At 67.9% G+C, this 18,831-nt stretch carries 21 protein-coding genes; 13 read left to right on the plus strand and 8 right to left on the minus strand.

Annotated elements, in window-relative coordinates; genetic code table 11:
• Positions 1–50 precede the first annotated feature (50 nt).
• The 5 genes from WBG06_RS02770 to cysC all read left to right on the plus strand — a co-directional run bounded on the left by WBG06_RS02770 (position 51) and on the right by cysC (position 4,966).
• The gene (locus WBG06_RS02770; RefSeq protein WP_336734924.1) at positions 51–341 is read left to right on the plus strand and encodes a type II toxin-antitoxin system Y4mF family antitoxin; all 291 of its coding nucleotides are present in this window, start codon (positions 51–53) and stop codon (positions 339–341) included.
• A complete protein-coding gene (locus WBG06_RS02775) occupies positions 341–1,189 on the plus strand; it encodes a HipA N-terminal domain-containing protein (protein WP_336734926.1) in 849 nt (282 codons plus the stop codon). Before WBG06_RS02770 ends, WBG06_RS02775 begins: the two co-directional genes overlap by 1 nt.
• A gap of 168 nt (positions 1,190–1,357) precedes the next feature.
• Positions 1,358–2,272, plus strand: a complete 915-nt coding sequence (gene cysD, locus WBG06_RS02780; protein WP_336734928.1) for a sulfate adenylyltransferase subunit CysD — start codon at positions 1,358–1,360, stop codon at positions 2,270–2,272.
• Positions 2,272–3,522 (plus strand): sulfate adenylyltransferase subunit 1, encoded by a 1,251-nt coding sequence (locus WBG06_RS02785; protein WP_336734930.1) that lies wholly within the window; start codon positions 2,272–2,274, stop codon positions 3,520–3,522. Before cysD ends, WBG06_RS02785 begins: the two co-directional genes overlap by 1 nt.
• A 253-nt stretch (positions 3,523–3,775) precedes the next feature.
• Complete coding sequence (gene cysC, locus WBG06_RS02790; RefSeq protein ID WP_336734932.1) at positions 3,776–4,966, plus strand: adenylyl-sulfate kinase; 1,191 nt, start codon at positions 3,776–3,778, stop codon at positions 4,964–4,966.
• A 118-nt stretch (positions 4,967–5,084) separates the two neighbouring features.
• On the opposite strand, the gene WBG06_RS02795 is transcribed toward cysC, so the two are convergent.
• Positions 5,085–6,236, minus strand: coding sequence for an FAD-dependent oxidoreductase (locus tag WBG06_RS02795; RefSeq protein ID WP_336734934.1), 1,152 nt, complete (start codon positions 6,234–6,236; stop codon positions 5,085–5,087).
• A 111-nt stretch (positions 6,237–6,347) separates the two neighbouring features.
• Here WBG06_RS02795 and WBG06_RS02800 point away from each other — a divergent pair, with 111 nt between their 5' ends.
• The gene (locus tag WBG06_RS02800; protein WP_336734936.1) at positions 6,348–6,911 is read left to right on the plus strand and encodes a TetR/AcrR family transcriptional regulator; all 564 of its coding nucleotides are present in this window, start codon (positions 6,348–6,350) and stop codon (positions 6,909–6,911) included.
• A 140-nt stretch (positions 6,912–7,051) separates the two neighbouring features.
• Here the strand turns inward: WBG06_RS02800 and WBG06_RS02805 are convergent, their stop codons facing one another.
• The 6 genes from WBG06_RS02805 to WBG06_RS02830 form a co-directional block, all read right to left on the minus strand.
• On the minus strand, positions 7,052–7,876 hold the full coding sequence (locus WBG06_RS02805; protein WP_336734938.1) for a 3-keto-5-aminohexanoate cleavage protein: 825 nt from the start codon (positions 7,874–7,876) through the stop codon (positions 7,052–7,054).
• A gap of 117 nt (positions 7,877–7,993) precedes the next feature.
• Complete coding sequence (locus tag WBG06_RS02810) at positions 7,994–8,293, minus strand: DUF1416 domain-containing protein (RefSeq protein ID WP_045549621.1); 300 nt, start codon at positions 8,291–8,293, stop codon at positions 7,994–7,996.
• 2 nt (positions 8,294–8,295) lie between these two features.
• The gene (locus tag WBG06_RS02815) at positions 8,296–9,144 is read right to left on the minus strand and encodes a sulfurtransferase (RefSeq protein ID WP_336734944.1); all 849 of its coding nucleotides are present in this window, start codon (positions 9,142–9,144) and stop codon (positions 8,296–8,298) included.
• Positions 9,145–9,181: 37 nt separating this feature from the next.
• The gene (locus tag WBG06_RS02820) at positions 9,182–9,628 is read right to left on the minus strand and encodes a DUF4395 domain-containing protein (RefSeq protein ID WP_336734946.1); all 447 of its coding nucleotides are present in this window, start codon (positions 9,626–9,628) and stop codon (positions 9,182–9,184) included.
• A 239-nt stretch (positions 9,629–9,867) separates the two neighbouring features.
• A complete protein-coding gene (locus WBG06_RS02825; RefSeq protein ID WP_336734948.1) occupies positions 9,868–10,329 on the minus strand; it encodes a thioredoxin family protein in 462 nt (153 codons plus the stop codon).
• 29 nt (positions 10,330–10,358) lie between these two features.
• Entirely contained in the window at positions 10,359–10,649 is a 291-nt protein-coding gene (locus WBG06_RS02830; RefSeq protein ID WP_336734950.1) for a MerR family transcriptional regulator, read from the minus strand.
• Positions 10,650–10,742: 93 nt separating this feature from the next.
• Between WBG06_RS02830 and WBG06_RS02835 the strand changes: the two genes are divergently transcribed.
• Positions 10,743–11,177 carry an Hsp20/alpha crystallin family protein gene (locus WBG06_RS02835; protein WP_336734952.1) on the plus strand — a complete coding sequence of 145 codons (435 nt, stop codon included), beginning with the start codon at positions 10,743–10,745 and terminating at the stop codon, positions 11,175–11,177.
• 76 nt (positions 11,178–11,253) lie between these two features.
• On the opposite strand, the gene WBG06_RS02840 is transcribed toward WBG06_RS02835, so the two are convergent.
• Positions 11,254–11,523, minus strand: coding sequence for a MoaD/ThiS family protein (locus WBG06_RS02840; RefSeq protein ID WP_336734954.1), 270 nt, complete (start codon positions 11,521–11,523; stop codon positions 11,254–11,256).
• A gap of 118 nt (positions 11,524–11,641) precedes the next feature.
• Here WBG06_RS02840 and WBG06_RS02845 point away from each other — a divergent pair, with 118 nt between their 5' ends.
• The 6 genes from WBG06_RS02845 to WBG06_RS02870 all read left to right on the plus strand — a co-directional run bounded on the left by WBG06_RS02845 (position 11,642) and on the right by WBG06_RS02870 (position 18,822).
• A complete protein-coding gene (locus WBG06_RS02845) occupies positions 11,642–12,388 on the plus strand; it encodes a response regulator transcription factor (RefSeq protein ID WP_336734956.1) in 747 nt (248 codons plus the stop codon).
• A gap of 9 nt (positions 12,389–12,397) precedes the next feature.
• Positions 12,398–13,216: a mycothiol synthase gene (gene mshD, locus WBG06_RS02850; protein WP_336734958.1), complete on the plus strand. Its 819-nt coding sequence runs from the start codon at positions 12,398–12,400 to the stop codon at positions 13,214–13,216.
• An 11-nt stretch (positions 13,217–13,227) separates the two neighbouring features.
• Positions 13,228–14,205 carry an ADP-ribosylglycohydrolase family protein gene (locus WBG06_RS02855; protein WP_336734960.1) on the plus strand — a complete coding sequence of 326 codons (978 nt, stop codon included), beginning with the start codon at positions 13,228–13,230 and terminating at the stop codon, positions 14,203–14,205.
• 87 nt (positions 14,206–14,292) lie between these two features.
• Positions 14,293–14,619, plus strand: coding sequence for a hypothetical protein (locus tag WBG06_RS02860; RefSeq protein ID WP_336734962.1), 327 nt, complete (start codon positions 14,293–14,295; stop codon positions 14,617–14,619).
• Positions 14,612–17,827 (plus strand): putative T7SS-secreted protein, encoded by a 3,216-nt coding sequence (locus tag WBG06_RS02865; protein WP_336734964.1) that lies wholly within the window; start codon positions 14,612–14,614, stop codon positions 17,825–17,827. Before WBG06_RS02860 ends, WBG06_RS02865 begins: the two co-directional genes overlap by 8 nt.
• Before the next feature lie 671 nt (positions 17,828–18,498).
• Complete coding sequence (locus WBG06_RS02870) at positions 18,499–18,822, plus strand: hypothetical protein (RefSeq protein ID WP_336734966.1); 324 nt, start codon at positions 18,499–18,501, stop codon at positions 18,820–18,822.
• Positions 18,823–18,831: the final 9 nt, after the last annotated feature.

The raw sequence follows: 18,831 nt of genomic DNA on the forward strand, positions 1-18,831 counted from the left end.
AGTTGGCTTGGCGCTGTTCCCGTACGGGAACATTGGGTAGATTATTCACCGTGCCGTCGCCGTATCTGACCTCGCCGTCCGCCTTCGGGTCGGCCGTACGCGCGGCCCGTCGGCGTGCGGGCCTCACCCAGGGCGACCTCGCGCACCGGGCCGGGGTGGGCCGACGGTTCGTGGTCGACGTCGAGGCCGGACACCCGCGCGCCGAGCTCGGCAAGGCTCTCGCTCTGCTGGAGGTCCTCGACGTCTATCTCGCCCCCACACAGCTCTCCCCGATCGCCCCGCCCCTGGAGGACGTCGACCTCGACGCCGTCCTGAGCCGCTGCCTGACCGGTCCATCCTGATGCCGGAGCTGTACGCCTTCGCCGGCCGCCGCCACCTGGGCACCTTCCACCAGCTCGGCGACCGGATCGACTTCGTCTACGCCGATACCGCGGGCCCGACCCCCCTCTCGCTCTCCCTCCCGCGCACCGGACCGGCTTGTCTCCCGGGAGCCGCCCGCGCATGGCTCGACAACCTGCTCCCGGCACGCGAGGACGTACGTCGCCGGTGGGCGCGCGAGCGCGGCCTGCCGGACACCGAGCCGATGACGCTGCTCGCCTCCTACGGCGACGATCTCCCGGGCGCGGTGTCGCTCTCGACCGACCCCGACCTGCCGTGGCGCCGGGCACCCCATCCCGTCGAGGCACCGCTGCCCGAGATCGCGACCCGGCTGGCGGCGCTGCGCAACCAGCCCACCTCGTGGCTCGACCAGCGGGCCCGGCCACGGTTCTCCCTCGGTGGTCACCGGGGGAAGTTCGCGCTGCGGCGGGCCTCGGGCAAGTGGTTCTGGCCGACGTACGAACATCCCTCGACGCACATCCTGCGACCGACGACCCCCGAGGAAGCTGCCGCGCTGCTCACCGACCTCGACCGGGCCCGGTCCGACGGGATCCCTGCCACCCGCACCGAGCTGGTCACCTTCGGCGCGCAACCCGCCCTCGTCGCGGAGCGCTGGGACCGGCTCGGGGGCCGGCGCATCCATGCCGAGACGATCCGGCAGGCACTCGGGCTACGGCCGCACGAGGACATCGACCCCGGCGGCGTACGCGATCTGTTCCTGCGCCTCGGGCTCACGCCACCTTCGGGCGAGAACGACAGGCTCGCCTTCTTGCTCGCCGGCGACCGGGTCGCGGTGGCGCCGCGACGCTGACGGATCTCCACGGTGGAATCTCACCGTGCGAGTGGTGCTTCCGAGGGCAGGTCCGTGCGTGCGTACACTCGGAGTCCGCCCACGCGGGGATGGGACATTTCGCCGTGCCGTGGAAGCCGCCACTAGCATGGGCGCCTCAACCTGACGGAGAGGTCCTCTGGTTCCGTAATGACTGCAACACATGCCGACTACCGGCTCAGCCAGCTCGACCAGCTGGAAGCCGAGTCGATCCACATCTTCCGCGAGGCCGCGGCCGAGTTCGAGAAGCCTGTCCTGATGTTCTCGGGCGGCAAGGACAGCATCGTGATGCTGCGACTTGCGGAGAAGGCTTTCTTCCCTGCCAAGATCCCGTTCCCGGTCCTCCAGATCGACAACGGCCTCGACTTCCCCGAGGTCGCCGAGACCCGTGACCGCTGGGTGCAGCGCCTGGGCGTACGCCTGGTGATCGCGAGCATCGATGACGCCATCGAGCGCGGCATCGTCGTCGACGACGGCAAGACCTCGCGCAACCGGCTCCAGACGCCCACCCTGCTGAACGCGATCGAGGAGAACGGCTTCACCGCCGCCTTCGGTGGCGGCCGCCGCGACGAGGAGAAGGCCCGCGCCAAGGAGCGCGTCTACTCCCACCGCGACGAGTTCGGCCAGTGGGACCCGAAGAACCAGCGCCCCGAGCTCTGGTCGCTCTACAACGGCCGCCTCCACGAGGGCGAGCACATGCGGGTCTTCCCGATCTCCAACTGGACCGAGCTGGACATCTGGGACTACATCGGCCGCGAGGGCATCGAGATCCCCTCGGTCTACTTCGCCCACCAGCGCCGCGTCTTCGAGCGCGACGGCATGCTGCTCACCGAGACCCCGCTCAACCCGCTGCGCGAGGGCGAGGTCGTCACCGAGCGTACGGTTCGCTACCGCACCTGCGGCGACATGACCCTGACCGGTTGCGTGGAGAGCACCGCGTCGACCATTGACGAGATCATCGAGGAGGTCGCCGCCGCCCGGGTCACCGAGCGCGGCGCGACCCGCGGTGACGATCGGTTCTCCGAGGCTGCCATGGAGGACCGCAAGAAGGAAGGCTACTTCTGATGGCCATGGATCTGCTGCGGTTCGCCACCGCCGGCTCGGTCGACGACGGCAAGTCCACCCTCATCGGGCGGCTGCTGTTCGACTCGAAGTCGATCTTCACCGACCAGCTCGAGTCGGTCGAGAAGACCTCGCAGGACAAGGGCCACGGCTACGTGGACCTCTCGCTGCTGACTGACGGTCTGCGCTCCGAGCGCGAGCAGGGCATCACCATCGACGTGGCCTACCGCTACTTCGCGACGCCCAACCGCAAGTTCATCATCGCCGACACCCCGGGCCACGTTCAGTACACGCGCAACATGGTCACCGGTGCGTCGACGGCCGACCTCGGACTCGTCCTGGTCGACGCGCGTCACGGCCTGACCGAGCAGTCGCGCCGGCACGCGGTGCTCCTGTCGCTGCTGCGCGTGCCCCACCTGGTGCTGTGCATCAACAAGATGGACCTGGTGGACTACTCCCAGGAGGTCTACCAGAAGATCTCCGCCGAGTTCACCGCGTTCGCGACCAAGCTCAACATCCCGGACCTCGAGGTCATCCCGATCTCGGCGCTCCAGGGCGACAACGTGGTGACCCGCTCGACCAGCATGGACTGGTACTCCGGCCCGACGCTGATCCACCACCTCGAGCACGTCCACGTCGCCTCCGACCGCGACCTGGTCGACGTGCGCCTCCCGGTGCAGTACGTCATCCGGCCGAAGTCCGACGACCACCACGACTACCGCGGCTATGCGGGTCAGGTCGCCGGTGGCGTGCTCAAGCCGGGCGACGAGGTCATGGTGCTTCCCTCCGGCATGACGTCGAAGATCGCCGGGATCGACCTCTTCGACCAGGAGATCCCCGAGGCATTCCCGCCGATGTCGGTGACCGTCCGCCTCGAGGACGACGTCGACGTGAGCCGCGGCGACATGATCTCGCGGGTCAAGAACGCCCCCGAGCCGAGCCAGGACATCGACGCGATGATCTGCTGGATGACCACCGCTCCGCTGCGTCCGCGGCAGAAGCTGGCCATCAAGCACACCTCCAACTCGGCGCGGGCGCTCGTCAAGGACATCCAGTACCGCCTGGACGTCAACTCGCTCCACCGCGACCTGGAGACCAAGGAGCTCGGCCTCAACGAGATCGGCCGCGTCCAGCTGCGCACCACCAAGCCGCTGCTGTGCGACCCCTACTCGAAGAACCGCACCACCGGCTCCTTCATCCTCATCGACGAGGCGACCGGCGTCACCGTCGGCGCGGGCATGATCAACGACTGATCATCGGTTTCGTACGAAGCGGCGGCCCCAACTCGGGGCCGCCGCTTCGCGTCCGGCGGGCAAGCGGGCCCAATGCTGACCGAGGCGGTGTCCTGAGCCTGTCGAAGGGTAACTCGGTCGGCGGTCACTCCCCTCGCGGAGTTCCACGAAGGCAGTGGTCGCTCGCCGAGTTACCTCGGTGGGCATTCAGCGGACGAGTCCACGCACGAGCGTGGTGCTGGCTGCCGCCGAGCGCGACGTTAGAGTTCGGGGCGTGCCTGTGCCGCAGTACTCTCCCTCTCCCCGTGAGCTCGACGACGTCGAGCTGATCGTCTCCGCAGCCCTTCCCGGGCCGCTCAACGCAGACGGTTCGGCCTTGACCCTGCAGCTGCCGGCCGCGGTCGGCGAGTCCGCGCTCGCAGCGGGAGCCGTCGAGATCGTCGACCCCGAAGGCCTCCCGCTGGCACGCGTCACCTGGCCGGCAGGTGAGGTCACCGGCCTCTCCTCCCCCGCCTACGGACCGTTCCGGCGGCTCTACCTCACCCCGGAGCAGACCCGGAAGACGTACGCCGGGCGGACGGTCGTCCCGGTCACCGACGCGCTCACCACCGCCGAGATCGCCGAGATCGCGGAGCTCGGGCCGGTGCTGCTGCTCGCGCTCGTCGGGCACGGCACCCCGGCGCTCTCCCCCGTCGCGCTGTTGCGCGCCTCGTTGCTGGCTGCGGACTCCCTGCCCGACGCTGCCGTCGTGGCCGTGCCGCTGGCTGCTCACGACGACCCCGAGGCCGACCATGCGCTCGGGGTGGCGGTCGTCGAGGCGTACGCGGGTGGGGATCCGGTTCACGCGCTGGCCTCCGCTTCGTCGGACGACTATCCCGACGCCATCGCGGCGGTCATCGACGCCGACCAGCCCGCTCCCGAGAACCAGGGCCTGGTCATCTTCTTCACCGGCCTGTCCGGCTCCGGCAAGTCCACCCTCGCCCGCGCCCTGATGGACCGGATCCTCGAGCAGGGCGCCCGCACGGTCACCTCCCTCGACGGCGACGTCGTGCGCCGCAACCTGTCGGCCGGGCTGACCTTCTCCAAGGAGGACCGGGAAACCAACATCCGCCGGATCGGCTGGGTGGCCGCCGAGATCTCCCGCCACGGCGGCCTCGCCGTCTGCTCCCCCATCGCACCCTTCGACTCGACCCGCCAGGACGTCCGCGGCTTCGTCGACAACGCCGGTGGCGCCTTCTTCCTGGTGCACGTGGCCACGCCGCTGGAGGAGTGCGAGCGGCGCGACCGCAAGGGCCTCTACGCCAAGGCCCGACGCGGCGAGATCCCGGAGTTCACCGGGATCTCCTCGCCGTACGAGGAGCCGGCCGATGCCGACGTACGTGTCGACACCACCGGCCGCTCGATCGACGAGGCCCTGTCCGACGTGGTCGAAGGTCTCCGCACGGCTGGCTATCTCTCGCTCTGATTCGACGGAGGAGCGCGCCGTCGGTTCGCCTAGGTATGCAGGTGACCCATCACCTCCCGTGCGGACCTCCGCCAGGGAAGTGCCTGTTGGTCTGCATACCTAGACGAACATCCACGGATCAGCGGTCGCGGTAGACCAGCCCGGACAGGCGCCAAGCGAGCATCGTGCGGAAGCGCGGGTGCCGCGCGAGCGTGGACAGCACCAGGTTGCGTACGCTGCGCCGGACCCCGTGCGCGATGCCGAACCGCGTCAGGCGGTCTGAGAGCTCGATGACCTCCTGGGCGACCGGGCGACGGCGGGAGGCGTAGTCGTCGAGCGCGGCCTCGTCGCCGCCGGTGATCGTGGTGACGAGCGCGTCGGCGAGCACGATCGCGTCCTGGAGGCCGGTGTTCATGCCCTGGCCGCCGGCGGGGCTGTGCACGTGAGCGGCGTCGCCGGCGATCAGCACCCGCCCGGCGCGGTAGGCGTCGGCGACGCGGTGGTGGACCCGGAAGCGGGAGCCCCACACGACCTCGGTGACCGCGACCGGGCTCTCGAGGCTGCCGCGCCGGTCGAGGAGGCCCTGGACATAGTCGACGTCGGGCTCCTCCGGTGCCTCGGAGACCGGGGCCACGAACCGGAACGAGCCGTCGGGCAGCGGTGCGGAGACCAGGGTGCCCTCGGGCGAGAAGTAGAGGATGACCTCGTCGTGCGGCAGGTCGCCCTCGATGCGTACGTCGGCGAGGCTGAACGACTCGGCGTACTTGCCCCCGGGGAAGCCGATCCCGGCCTTGTCACGCACGGTGGAGTGCATGCCGTCGGCGCCGACGAGGTAGCGGGCACGGATCTCGGTGCCGTCCTCGGTGGTGGCGGTGACGCCGGTGTCGTCCTGGACGAGGTCGACGAGGGTGAGTGGCCGGCGTACGTGGCCGCCGAGCTCGATGAGACGCTCGAGGAGGACCTGCTCGGTGACCGCCTGGGAGACCATCAGCGCATAAGGGAACGTCGTCGGCAGGTCGTCGAAGCGGATCGGCACCAGCACCTTGTCGCGGTCGCGGATGGTGAAGCGCGGCGCCTTGATGCCCTTCTCCACCAGGCGCGCGGAGACCTCGAGGTCGGCGAGGACCTCCAGGGTGCGAGCGTGGACGACCGCGGCGCGCGAGGTGTTGTCGCCGGAGGCCTGGTTGTCGATGACAGTGACGTCGATGCCGGCCGCGGCCAGCGTGGCCGCCACGGCGAGCCCGGTGGGGCCGGCGCCGGCGACGAGGACATCAGTGGTGATGGTGGACATGATGCTCTCCTTGGGTCGTTAGATGGTCAACATGTGTTGGCCAACCGGTGTTGACCAAGGTAGCCCGCTGCCGGGATTGACGTCAACAGTTGTTGGCCTACACTTGTTGACATGACCGAGACCCGCCGATCCGGAGCCGAGACCCGTGAGCGCATCCTCGCCGTCGCGCGCGAGCACTTCGCGCGACAGGGATACGACCGCACCACCATCCGCGCGATCGCCTCAGAGGCGCAGATCGATCCCTCGATGGTGATGCGCTACTTCGGCAGCAAGGAGGAGCTCTTCACCGCCGCGGCGTCGATCGACCTGGCACTCCCGGACCTCACCACGGTCGCGGCGGGCGAGGCCGGCCGCGTGATGACCGCCCACTTCGTACGCACCTGGGACTCCGAGGGCACCCTGATGGCGCTCCTGCGCCGCGCCGCCTCGGACCCCCAGGCCGCGGAACAGATGCGAGGCATCTTCGCCACCCAGGTCGCCGCCGCCATCACTCCCCTGTGCCCCGACCCCGCCCAGGCCAGACGCCGGGCAGCCCTCGCGGCCACCCAGCTCCTCGGTATCGCACTCGGGCGCTACGTACTCCACCTCCCGCCCATCGTCGAGATGGACGCCGAGGAGATCGTGGAGTGGGTAGGCCCGACCATCCAGCGCTACCTCACCGCCGAGTCGGCGTGACCTGACCAATATCCCCGCCGAGTCGGCGCGGATGTCCCGCAAATGCACGTCGAGTCGGCGCATCTGTCCCAGCGAGACCGGGACAGATGCGCCGACTCGGCTGCCCGAAACGAGACAGACGCGCCGACTCGGCGGATTCTTTACCGCGAGAGGCCGAGGAGGGCCCAGGCTTCGTCGGTGCTCATCGGGGCGCGCTGGGCGACGGCAGCGGCCTCGACGGCACGCTCGACGAGCTGACGGTTGGCGTCGACCGGCACACCCTTGGCGAGGGTGAGGACGTCCTCCATCCCGACGCGCAGGTGACCACCCATGGCGAGCGAGGTGAGCATGACCGGGAGGGTCGAGCGGCCGATTCCGGTCGCCGACCACGAGGTCACCTCAGCCGGCAACGCAGCGACGGCCGCGACCAGGGCCGCAGAGGTCCCGGGCATGCCACCGGGGACGCCCATGACGAAGTCGACGTGGACCTTGCCGCCGGCGGGCAGCCCGTACTTCCCCAACAACCGCTGCAGCGCGGCGACATGGCCCAGGTCGAAGAGCTCGAACTCCGGCACCACGCCACGCTCCTGGGTGAGCTGGTAGAGCTCGGTGATGAACGGCCACGGGTTGGAGAAGACGTCGTCGCCGAAGTTGGTGGTGCCCATGGTCAGCGAGCACGAGTCCGGGCCGGCGTCGAGCACCTTCAGCCGCTTGTCGAGCGGGTCATGGACGGACCCGCCCGTGGAGAGCTGCACGATCAGCTCGGTCTTCTCGTGAAGGGCCTCGACCGTGTCGGTCAGCCGGCCGAGGTCGAGCGTCGGCGCGTGGTCGTCGTCGCGGATGTGGACGTGGATCATCCGCGCCCCCGCCTCCTCGCACTCGACGGCCGTCGCCACCAGCTCCTCGAGCGTCGTCGGCAGCTGCGGGCAGTCTTCCTTCGCGGTCTCCGCCCCGGTCGGCGCCACGGTCACAAGCAGTCCAGTCACCCGGACAATCTAGCGCCATTCATACGATTCGCCGCAATATCTCCACCGCAGGATGGCAAAACGACGTGGGAGCCCCGGTGTCAGCCAGTGACACCGGGGCTCCCACGTCAGAGATCGTCAGCCGATCGGGATCGTCACCTCGGCGACGTTGCCGACCGCGGCGTGGACCTTCTTGTCCACGGGCTCCGCCTTCGGCGCGAGCGTACGCAGGGTCCACTCGCCGTCGCCGGCGAAGAACCGGAAGTGCCCGGTGGCCGAGGTCGGGACCTCGGCGGTGAACTCGCCGGTACGGTCGAGCAGCCGGACGTAGGCACCGTGGACCGGCTCGCCACCGCGGGTCACCTGACCCTGGATGACTGCTTCCTTGGCGACGTCGACGCCGGCGAGCGAGAGCCCGCCCTCAGTTGCTCCGCACATGCTCAGGCCTCCCCGGGCTCGTCGCCGGTGACGACCGGGACGCCGACGAGCGAGCCGTACTCGGTCCACGAGCCGTCGTAGTTCTTCACGTTCTCCTGGCCGAGGAGCTCCTTGAGCACGAACCAGGTGTGCGAGGAGCGCTCGCCGATGCGGCAGTAGGCGATGGTGTCCTTGCTCCAGTCGACACCGGCCTCGGTGTAGATCTCCTTGAGCTCCTCGTCGGAGCGGAAGGTGCCGTCGTCGTTGGCCGCCTTGGACCACGGGACGTTGGCCGCGGTCGGGATGTGACCGGCGCGCTGGGCCTGCTCCTGCGGGAGGTGGGCGGGGGCGAGGAGGCGGCCGGCGAACTCGTCGGGCGAACGTACGTCGACGAGGTTCTGGGTGCCGATGGCCTCGACGACCTCGTCACGGAAGGCGCGGATCGAGTGGTCCTGCTCCTGCGCGGTGTAGCTGGTCGCCTCGCGGGTGACGGCCTCGTCGGTCAGCTCACGGGAGTCGAGCTCCCACTTCTTGCGGCCGCCGTCGAGCAGCTTGACGTCCTGGTGGCCGTAGAGCTTGAAGTACCAGAAGGCGTACGCGGCGAACCAGTTGTTGTTGCCGCCGTAGAGCACCACGGTGTCGTCGTTGGCGACACCGCGCTCGGAGAGCAGAGCGGAGAACTGGTCCTTGTTGACGAAGTCGCGACGGACCTGGTCCTGCAGGTCGGTGGTCCAGTCGAGCTTGATGGCACCCTTGATGTGGCCCTTGTCGTAGGCGGTGGTGTCTTCGTCGACCTCGATCAGCACCACCTTCGGGTCATCGAGGTGCTCCTCCACCCACTGGGCGGAGACGAGGGAGTTCTCGCGGGTCATCTAGGTACCTTTCGTTGTGTTTCTTGCGTTCAGGGGATCAGGCGAAGCGCTTGATCAAGAGGTACATCTCGCAGCCGAGGCAGAACCGGAAGACGGCATTGAGCACGGCCGCCACCAGCGCGAGGCCGAGGGCGATCTGCGCCACGAGCGTGGCGTCGAGGAGGTAAGCCACGAGCGCGACCACGACGAAGGCGAGGCCGACGCCCTGGGCGAACCGGGGCGGTGCCGGGTCCTCGAGCTCGTCCGGCGCACCGAGGCGCGGACGTACGAGCTTCTTGAAGAGCCAGGCGTGAGGGGTCCGCTGAACGCCGAGACCAGCCCCGATCGCAAAGAGCACGGTCTGAATGGCCGTCACCACGAGCGCCCATGGCTGCGGGAGCAGCAGAGCCAGGATGAGTACGACGACGGTCAGCGCCGCAGCGAACTGCGGGCCGCGCGGGTCGATTCCGGTCTGTGTCGCCGTCTGGTGCGAGGTCTCGGACATAGGTGTGCTCCTGCGAGAGAGGGGAGATCGTCAGGAAGAGCCTGACAGGCGAAAGCGGTCCCCGGTGTCGACTGAGTCGACAAATCTCAGGGAATCAGCGGCAGGAACGACACAGCGCCGAGCGCACGCGGCAGTGATCCACTGCGCGGCGCTTGGTCAGCATGGTCGAGAACATGCGACGACAGTAGCGTGATGCTCGACGAGCACGAAACGAATGTCTCGGAATGCGGACCGAAGTATCAGGATTCGAGATCGTAGGTCGGGATCGCGCTCAGGACCTGCTCCTTGCGCGGGGCGCCGGAAGCCCGCGCCACCTCCTTGCCGACGCCGTCCAGCACCAGCGTCGTGGGAGTCCGCAGGATGTCGAGCCGCCGGACCAGGTCGAGGTGGTGCTCGGCATCGATCTCGAGGTGCACCACACCCGGGACGATCTCGGCGACCTCGCCCAGGATCCGCCGGGTCGCCCGGCAGGGCGCGCAGAAAGCGCTGGAGAACTGCACGAGCGTCGCGCGTTCACCGAGCTCGGTCTCACCCAGCGCGTCGGTGACCGCATCCCACGCGCGCGGCTCTGGGGCGTGATCCTCGTGGGCCACGTGGAGCTCCTTCGTGCCTCGGAAGCGGCCGTCGGTGAGCAGTCGGAACACGCCGAAGGCGAGCGCGACGGCTATCGCGATGACGGCGATCCAGGCTCCGGTGCTCATGTGACTATTGAACCGGTAACCCGCCCCGCTCATTCCCCCGAGGCGCGCCGAAGCTTCTCGTTGGCCGCTTTCAGCCGGCGTACGTCCTCCTCCAGAGCCAGCACGCGGGCGATGCCGGCGAGGTTGAGCCCGTCGGCGAGCAGGTCCCGGATGCGGATGAGGCGCTCGATGTCGGCGATGGAGTAGAGCCGGGTGCCGCCTGCGGTGCGCGCAGGGTCGACCAGCCCCCGGCGCTCGTAGACGCGCAGGTTCTGGATCTGCATCTCGGCCATGTCGGCGGCCACGGAGATCGCGTAGACGGCCCTGGTTCGCTCCTTCACAGGATCGATTCTGACATGTGGGCTTGAAATCCTCTAGCGGTTGGAATATATAAAAGGTGTATCGACCGATATAGATCCCGTGAGGAGGGAATCATGCTGATCCGAAGCACCGATCCGTTCCGCGAGTTCGATCGCATCACCCAGCAGCTCCTCGGCGGCGGCACCACCAACCGCCCGGCCGTGATGCCGATGGATGCCTGGCGCGAGGGCGACCGGTTCGTCATCGAGTTCGACCTTCCCGGCGTCAGCCCGGACACCATCGACCTCGACGTCGAGCGCAACGTACTGACCGTCAAGGCCGAACGGGTCGCCAAGAACGGCGACTGGCAGATGTTGGCCAACGAGCGCATGCGCGGCACCTTCAGCCGTCAGCTCGTGCTCGGTGACAACCTCGACCTCGACCACATCGAGGCCGCCTACGACGCCGGCGTGCTGCGCCTGGTCGTCCCCGTCGCGGAGAAGGCCAAGCCGCGCAAGATCCAGATCGCGACGAGCCCCACGTCGGAGCCGGCCGCGATCGAGAGCTGAGGAGCTAGGACCTGCCCGCCCCGGCAGGCCCTTACGCAGGTGAGTCACCGGGCGCGGGCTCCCCACCAGCTGTGATCTAGCCGCCCGCGAACGGCGGCAGGAACTCGACCGTCGACCCCGGTGGGACCTCGATCCCACCGGGGTCGCCCGTACCTGCCGGGCGATCCCCGATGAGCGCCGAGCAGACCTTCAGCACCTCGGGAAGGCGCGTGTCGGCGTGGAGCTCCGCGGCGCGGCGTACGACTTCTGCCAGCGTCAACGGGCCGTCGACCTCGATCTCGTCCGAGGGAGTCCCGGCCGCGGACTTGGCCGCCGCCCAGTAGCGGACCTCTATTACGTTCGTCACTTTCTCGTGGACAACCTTCCTGTGTCACCGCGATGTTTCGTTAACATGGTCCTACGATCACCTCACCGAGGCTCAATGTTGCGTTTCGGTGCTCTTTCTCTGACCGAGAGGCACCCCCATGAGCTCGCTTCTGTTGCTGACCAGTTCGCTCCAGCCGTCGACAGACGTCCTTCCAGGGCTCTCGCTCCTCGGCCATCAGGTGAAGATCCTCCCTGCCGAAGGTAGCGCGCTTCTCGAGGCGCCCGACTCCGACCTGCTGCTGGTGGACGGACGGCAGGACCTCGCCCAGGCTCGCGACCTGTGCCGGCTGATCCGCACCACCGGCACCGACATCCCCGTCCTGCTGATCGCCACCGAGGGCGGCCTCGCGGTCGTCTCCCACGACTGGGGCATGGACGACGTCGTGCTGCACACCTGTGGTCCGGCCGAGCTCGAGGCCCGGATCAAGCTCGCGATCGGCCGCAGCTCGGCGGCTCGCGACGCCTCCGACCCCGAGGCCCACGTCATCCGCTCCGGTGAGGTCGTCGTCGACGACGCCACCTACACCGCCAAGATCGGCGGCCGCGCGCTCGACCTGACCTTCAAGGAGTTCGAGCTCCTGAAGTTCCTCGCCCAGCACCCGGGCCGCGTCTTCTCCCGCCAGCAGCTGCTGCAGGAGGTCTGGGGCTACGACTACTTCGGCGGCACCCGCACCGTCGACGTCCACGTACGTCGCCTGCGCGCCAAGCTCGGTCCCGAGAACGAGACGCTCATCGGCACCGTCCGCAACGTCGGCTACCGCTTCGTGCTCCCGTCGAAGAACAACGACGCCGCCGCCGACAACGCCCGTCTGGCCCCGTCTCCTCGCCTGGGGGCCGACGCCTAGGCTGGGCGCATGGCACTCAGCGTCGACCAGGTCCTGGACATCGCCAAGGCGACCGAGGCGTACGACGGGGTGGCCCCGCTCGACGAGGCGACCCTCTTGACGCTGCGCAACCGGCCGGAGGACGTCACGATCTGGGGTGACGTACGCGGCTTCGGGCTCTTGATCGGCACCGAGCTCTCCCTGGTCGTGCTGACCCAGCACCGCGGCGTCGGTCTGGGGCGCCAGCTGCTGCTGCGCGCGCCTTCGCTTCCGGCCGGGACGACGGCGTGGTCGCACGGAGACAACCCGGCCGCGGCTGCGCTGGCCGCGAGGCAGGGCTGGGAGCGCACCCGTGAGCTGTGGGTGATGCGGCGTCCTGCCGCCGGTCTGCCACCGGCTCCCGAGACCCCGGAAGGGATCCTCGTACGCGGCTTCGAGCCCGGCGACGAGGCCGAGCTGCTCCGGGTCAACGCCGCCGCCTTCGCCCACCACCCCGAGCAGGGCTCGCTGGACGAGGCCGGTCTGCGGGAGCGGATGTCGGAGCCCTGGTTCGACGCGTCGGGGCTGATCACCGCGTGGGAGAGCGAGAAGCTCCTCGCGTTCCACTGGACCAAGCGCCACAGCGAGACCGAGGGCGAGGTCTACGTCGTCGGCGTCGACCCCTCCGCCCAGGGTCGCGGCCTCGGCAAGCTGGTCACCCTCCTCGGGCTGCGTCACCTGGCAGACACCGGGGTGGATGCGATCCACCTCTATGTCGAGGGCGACAACACCCCGGCCGTACGTCTCTACGAAGGGCTCGGCTTCACCCGCGCCGCGGCGGACACGCACATCCAGTACACCCGCCACTAGTGTCGGGTCGCGTGAAGCTCACCGAATCTCAGAGTGACCGGGCCGTCGGGGCCATCGTCGGGACCGCAGTCGCGGATGCGCTCGGGGCTCACTACGAGTTCGACCGGCCCACGCTCGGACCGGACGAGAAGGCCCAGATGCTGGGCGGCGGGCTCGGGCCGTTCGCGCCCGGCGAGTGGACCGACGACACCACGATGGCGTGGTGCATCCTCGACGCCGCCGCGGGCGGCCACGACCTGCGCACCGAGGAGGGTCTGACCGCGGTCGGCCGCAACTTCCGGGAGTGGTCGGAGACCGGGCCGAAGGACATCGGGAACCAGACCGCGCGGGTGCTCAACACCGCCGGCGAGTCCCCCACCGCCGAGCGGCTGCGCTACGTCTCGGAGAAGCTCCACGAGATGACCCGGCACACCGGCGGCAACGGCTCGCTGATGCGTACGGCTCCGGTCCCGTTGCGTTATCTCGGGGACCGGCCGGCCGTCGCCGAGGCGGCTGCCGCTGTGAGCGCGCTGACCCACTGGGACGAGCACGCGCAGTCCGGCTGCGCACTGTGGTCGTTGGCGATCGAGCATGCGGTGATGCACGGCGAGCTCGACGTACGCTCCGGCCTCTCCCTCCTCTCCCCCGCCGAGGCGTCCTTCTGGACCGAGAAGCTCGACGAGGCCGAGACCGAGCCGCCGTCGACGTTCAACCCCAACGGCTGGGTCGTCACCGCCCTCCAGGCGGCGTGGTCGTCGATCGCCCAGACCCCGGTGCCCGAGGTCGATCCGGGGAGCCACTACGTCGAGGCGCTCAACACCGCCATCCGGATCGGCAACGACACCGACACCGTCGCCGCCATCGCCGGCGGCCTCCTCGGCGCCCGCTGGGGTGCCTCCGCCATCCCGGCAGAATGGCGCAAGCTCAGCCACGGCTACCCCGGCATCCCGGGCGACTTCCTCATCACCCTCACCCACGACGCCGTCCGAGCTGGTCTGCACGGTCGCTGACCTCGTGTTCCGACGGGTTGCCGTCGTTCTCTTCAGTTAAAGTGAGATCGCTGCACGGCGCAGCGTCAACGTGCTTTCGGGGGCATCGTGGCGTACGAGTTCGGGGTCGACTTCGAGTCGCTGATCACTGCTGCTTCCGGCCTGAACGACACGATCGAGGCGCTGAAGAAGAAGGACGTCGAGGACTTCGTCCCTACCTCGGACATGCTCGGCAGCGACGAGGTCTGGTCGGCGGTCGAGGAGTTCAAGGACCGCTGGGAAGAGGGTCTCAACAACCTCACCGAGGACGTCACGAACATGGCCGGGACGCTCGGGAAGGTAGCCGGTAACTACGTCGAGCTCGACAACGAGGGCGCCGACCTGATGAAGGGTGCGATCGCCGCCGCCCGCGAGATCGGCGGGCAGGGTGCCTGACTTCGAGATCAAGGGCGACCCGGCCGGGATCCGTTCCCGCGCCAGCACCATGGTCAAGAAGGCCGACCTCTTCAGCGGCACCGGCTCGGCCCTGCGCGACCTGGACACCAAGAAGGGTTGGTACGGCCGATCGGCCGAGCGTTTCGGCGACAAGAACGACCAGGAGCCGAATCGCTGGTGGGAGGCTGGTGGCGCCTTCCGGTCTGGCGGCACAGCACTCAACACCTACGCCGATGCTCTCGAGCACGCCCAGAACGAGGCTGCTCGGGCGAAGGAGGAGTATCAGCGCGGCGAGGACGCCACCCGCGAGGCCAAAGCGGCGTACGCCGAATACGAGGGCCGCTACAACAAGCTGAAGTCACAGGCGATCTCCGACGGCCTCGAGTATCCCTGGGCCAAGGAGCCCTTCACCGACCCCGGCGAGGAGCTCCGCAAGAACGCACTGGAGATCTACGCAGCCGCGAAGCGCGGCCGCGAGGCCGCCGCCCGCGCCTGCGCTGCCGACGTACGCTCCGCCTGCCGCAACGCGCCCGAGAAGCGCAACTGGCTGGAGAACCGGATCCACTCGAACATCGAGATGCTCAAGGGTGCCGCCGAGGCGACGTGGGAACTCGTCGAGATGGGTTTCAGCAAGTACAACCCCCAGTGGCAGATGACCCAGTCGATGCTCCGCGGCCTCGGGCTCATGGACGAGAGCGAGCTGACGACCGAAGAGCTGAAGATGCAGTTCCAGCTCGACGGCGAGACGCTCGAGCAGGCGTGGCAGGCTGCGAAGAAGGACCCGCTCGAGTTCGGCAAACAGCTCGGCAAAGGGATGCTCGACTGGGACACCTGGGCCGACAACCCCGCCCGTGCCGTCGGCCACCTGCTCCCCGACATCATCGCCGGAATCCTCACCGGCGGCACCGCCGGCGCCGCCAGCCGTGGCCTACGGATGGGCGCCGACGCCATCGACGCGATCAGCGACATGGGCCGCACCACGAGCGGGCTCAACCGCGCCGCCGACGCCATGGACAACCTCGGCGACTCGATGAACATCACCAAGAACCTCTTCAGCGGCGGCGTTCCCACGCCTGACGTACCCGCCCCCGATGTCCCGTCAGCGCGAGGTGTTCCCGAGACTCCCCCTGCCCCTACCGCAGGACCCCCGCCCCATGGATCTGCGCCGACGCCAGATTCGGCCACCGCCGCCCCTCCCGGCCACGGCGCGCCCGGCTCGGAATCGTCCAGTGATCCGATGAGCCGGCTCGAGTCCAGGATGGGCTCGATCTCGGACACAGGTCAGAGCTTCCTCGAGAGCAGGCTCGGCGGGCACGGGGAGACGACCCCGGGGCCCACACCCGACGAGAGCCCACTCTCACAACCCGGGGACGACTCCGCGCCATCGATTCGCGAACCCGAGGTCGACGACCACGCCGGGCCCGAGGACCCCTTACGTCCCGACCCCTCTCACACTGATGACAGCACGAACGCCGAGCCGGATGTCGACTCACTCGAGCTGAGCGACCGGGACGGACCACAGCCCACCGAGGACCCGGTCCACGTCGAGGATCACGTCAAGCCCGAAGAAGGGCTCAACGGCGACGACTATCCCAACACGCAGGATTACGCCGGGGAGGCGTACAACAGGATCAATCCGTACCTGCGCGGCGAGTACGACGCACCGCCCTTCATAGGCGCCGACGACATGATCGACGGCGTCAAGCGAGAACTAGACTCGCTGCCGCCGACCCAAGAGGTCAGCCACCGCGGCATGTACATGGAGCGCTCGACGATCGACCAACTCTTCGGAGGGGAAAGATTCTCCGATCCGGCGTTCCTGAGCACCAGCAAGTCCCCGGATGTCGCCAACAACTGGATCGATGAGCTCCACGACAGCCGCGATCCTGAAGCTGCTCCCAAGGAAAAAATCTTGGTGCGGGTCGAGGGTCACTCCGGTCGGGACATCAGCGACATCTCGCTGAACTCTGGCGAAAAAGAGATCCTCTTCAAGCCCGGCACGGAGTTCGATGTCGTCGGACGGCACTGGAACGACACGGACGGCCGCTGGGAGATCGACCTACGCGAGGTCGGCCACCCCCATCCCGGCGGATCCCATGATGACGGCCCGGGCGGAACGCACGGGGACGACCACCCAGAGAGCAGTTCTGAGGAGAACCTACGGAACGAGCCCGATACGAGTGACACCCCAAGCCACGAGGCCGACCCAGCCGAAGACGCCGACGCCGATACCCCCACGGAATGGAGCGCCGGCCAACACGACGCCTTACTGGACGCAGAGCTACCGCACCTAGATGTCCCCGAGTCCATCGAAGAGTCGGTCAAGAAGGTCAACGAGCTCGGTTACTGGGCAGACAAGGGCAGGTTCGGAAACAATTGCCACAATGTAGTGGAAGCGCTGGAACTACGTGCCCGTGGATACGATGTCACCGCGAGCCCGACGGTCGAAGGTGGGGAGTTGAATGGTGCCGGAGATGGAACCCACAGAATGCCACCGACCTTCGAAGGCAGGTACTTACCCAACATCGAATCAGGATGGCGCCAGAAGGACGGCTCGATCCGTGAATTCGACTACCTGAGCGACCACGGTACGGAAAGCCCAGCCAAGTCGCTCGAAGCTTACGGGAAAGACCTGCCCGCGGGAGCCCGCGGCTTCATCACAGGATCATGGAGTAACGGCGGCGCCGCGCATATATTCTCCTTCACCAAAGAAGCAGACGGGAGCATCAGACTGTTCGATGGACAGACGAATACACCTGATGCAAGCTCTCATCTCGACAACATGCATTTCAATCAACGGGAACAGAACCCCTGGAACGACATTCGTGTGATGCGGGTTGACGACCTGAAGCCGACCGAAGAGATCCTGCAGGCCGCGCGTCCCGACACTGCCGAGACCAAGGCCGAAACCGTTTCCTGGGGCCACGGCCTTCGTAGCGGCGATCCCCTCCAACTCCCGGAGTCGATGGTGCAGCGCGAGCTCGACGCCAATCAACACTGGCGCGAGAGGAACGAGAGCCTCTTCACGAAGTTCGAGGACATCCAGAACGACCCCAACGCCAGCACGAGCGAGAAATCTCAAGCGGCAGGCATGCTCCAAGCCCTTCGCGAACAGAATCACCGGCTCGACTGGGGTCGATACAACGTAGAGATGCGCATCCATGAAGCGCGCACTGCCCATACACAGACCCAGAATGGAGCGACCTGACGATGGTCACTTTCGAAGAGGCTCGCTGGATCGCCCGCCGCTACCTCGAGAATTATCCGCCAGCAATGTCAGGCACGTTGTACGTCTCGCCTGATGGTTTCGAAGACGACACACATTTCATGCCGGTCTATGGGTCTCGAGAATTCTTTCTCGACGGGCTCGAAGGTGGCGCCAGGATGGACGGGCAAGTCCTCTTCATCGACAAGAGGACCGGTGAGATCACGCGTGACCTACACATAGCGGCTCTCGAGAAGATCAACGCCATGAGGCCAATCTCGACGTCGAAGGATGTAGACCTCAAGTTACCTCCGTCCGCCGACTTCATGCAGTTCGTTCCACCACCTGTCCCGATACAGCAGGATCCTGGACCGCCGCCCCTGCCTGCGCCTCCGCCGCGGCGTACAACGTCCTCCTCGACTGTCGCATCGCGTCCGGAAGGATCTCCGCCCCCGACTCCTCCCGTTCCTCCGCTCCCACCTCCCCCAGCGCCACCTTCACCGGCTCCGGTCGATCCGATGGCCGAACGAGCGCGAAAACTCATCGCGGAGCTTCGCCGTGTGCCGTCCTGGTGGGGGGTGAGCTTCCGCGGATTCACCCGGGAGGCGCAGTTCGGGACGGGAACCCGAAGCACAGTCTGCCGCGGCCTGGTGCCCGCCTCACGCAACCTGCGGATGGCGACCGAGAACTACACCTGTGCCGGGGCGTACGCGATCGTGGGCCCGGACGGGCGGGCGATCGAGAGCATCGCGATCAAACAGGAGCAAGAGATCGTCTTCCTGCCCGGAACGTTCTTCCAGTTCATCGGCGACTACGAGGTCGACGGCTTTCCGATCCGCCTGGTCAATCAGACAACCATCAACCCCGCCGACCGAGCCGAGGTCGACTGGGACAACATCCGTAACCGCGTCGCCGCCCTCCACGAACACGAGACCAAGAAGGTCAAGGGCACCTACCGCATCTATACCCCCGGAAAATTCATCGGCGACATCGACTGACGTCAGCTC

Source organism: Nocardioides sp. CCNWLW239, from assembly GCF_037137035.1.
Classification (GTDB): Bacteria; Actinomycetota; Actinomycetes; order Propionibacteriales; family Nocardioidaceae; genus Nocardioides.

What these genes read in the sequence shown, in the direction of transcription:
- WBG06_RS02775 (WP_336734926.1), top strand. Translation starts at nt 341, where the DNA reads ATGCCGGAGCTGTACGCCTTCGCCGGCCGCCGCCACCTGGGCACCTTC.
- cysD (WP_336734928.1), top strand. Translation starts at nt 1,358, where the DNA reads ATGACTGCAACACATGCCGACTACCGGCTCAGCCAGCTCGACCAGCTG.
- WBG06_RS02785 (WP_336734930.1), top strand. Translation starts at nt 2,272, where the DNA reads ATGGCCATGGATCTGCTGCGGTTCGCCACCGCCGGCTCGGTCGACGAC.
- WBG06_RS02795 (WP_336734934.1), bottom strand. Translation starts at nt 6,236, where the DNA reads ATGTCCACCATCACCACTGATGTCCTCGTCGCCGGCGCCGGCCCCACC.
- WBG06_RS02800 (WP_336734936.1), top strand. Translation starts at nt 6,348, where the DNA reads ATGACCGAGACCCGCCGATCCGGAGCCGAGACCCGTGAGCGCATCCTC.
- WBG06_RS02810 (WP_045549621.1), bottom strand. Translation starts at nt 8,293, where the DNA reads ATGTGCGGAGCAACTGAGGGCGGGCTCTCGCTCGCCGGCGTCGACGTC.
- WBG06_RS02815 (WP_336734944.1), bottom strand. Translation starts at nt 9,144, where the DNA reads ATGACCCGCGAGAACTCCCTCGTCTCCGCCCAGTGGGTGGAGGAGCAC.
- WBG06_RS02820 (WP_336734946.1), bottom strand. Translation starts at nt 9,628, where the DNA reads ATGTCCGAGACCTCGCACCAGACGGCGACACAGACCGGAATCGACCCG.
- WBG06_RS02825 (WP_336734948.1), bottom strand. Translation starts at nt 10,329, where the DNA reads ATGAGCACCGGAGCCTGGATCGCCGTCATCGCGATAGCCGTCGCGCTC.
- WBG06_RS02835 (WP_336734952.1), top strand. Translation starts at nt 10,743, where the DNA reads ATGCTGATCCGAAGCACCGATCCGTTCCGCGAGTTCGATCGCATCACC.
- WBG06_RS02845 (WP_336734956.1), top strand. Translation starts at nt 11,642, where the DNA reads ATGAGCTCGCTTCTGTTGCTGACCAGTTCGCTCCAGCCGTCGACAGAC.
- mshD (WP_336734958.1), top strand. Translation starts at nt 12,398, where the DNA reads ATGGCACTCAGCGTCGACCAGGTCCTGGACATCGCCAAGGCGACCGAG.
- WBG06_RS02870 (WP_336734966.1), top strand. Translation starts at nt 18,499, where the DNA reads ATGGCGACCGAGAACTACACCTGTGCCGGGGCGTACGCGATCGTGGGC.